This window comes from Micromonospora foliorum, from assembly GCF_022229015.1.
Classification (GTDB): domain Bacteria; phylum Actinomycetota; class Actinomycetes; order Mycobacteriales; family Micromonosporaceae; genus Micromonospora; species Micromonospora foliorum.
In genome coordinates, this window is sequence record NZ_JAKKFF010000542.1 from 1 (window position 1) to 698 (window position 698).

Here is a 698-nt window from a genome sequence, read left to right on the forward strand (position 1 = left end):
ATCCCGATCACCTGGCTCCCCGACCCCGTGGTGTGGCGAAACTACCTCGACATCTGGCAGCGCTCGGACATGACGACGTGGCTGGGGAACACGCTGCTGCTGTCGGTGGTCGTCAGCCTCCTGCAGGTGGTGACCGGTAGCTTCGCCGCCTATGGCTTCGCCCGGGTCCGCTTTCCCGGGCGCAACGCGCTCTTCCTGGCGTACGTCGGGACGATCGCGGTGCCCTGGCAGTCGTACATGATCCCGCAGTTCATCCTCATGTCGAAGTTGCAGCTGTCGAACACCCTGTGGTCGATCGTCGCGCTGCAGGCGTTCGGCGCGTTCGGCGTGTTCCTGATGAAGCAGTTCTACGAGACGATCCCCGAGGAACTCAGCGAAGCAGCGCGAGTCGACGGGCTGACCGAGTTCGGCATCTACCGACGGATCATGCTGCCGTTGTCCCGCCCAGCACTGGCCAGTTTGGCCCTGCTGACGTTCGTGACCACCTGGAACGACTATCTCGGCCCGCTGATCTACCTGCGCAGCCCGGAACTGCGCACCATCCAGTTGGGGCTGAACACCTTCATCTCCCAGTACAACGCCGAGTTCGCGCTGATCATGACGGGCTCGGTGCTGTCCGTGCTGCCCGTCGCGGTCATCTTCCTGCTCGGCCAGCGCTACTTCATCGAGGGCATCGCCTCGACCGGACTGAAGGGGTG

Annotated in this window: 1 protein-coding gene; it reads left to right on the forward strand. The window is 63.9% G+C overall.

Annotated elements, in window-relative coordinates; genetic code table 11:
- Window positions 1-698, forward strand: a 698-nt coding sequence (locus tag PSH25_RS29830) for a carbohydrate ABC transporter permease (protein WP_238662179.1), incomplete at both ends; no start/stop codon positions are given.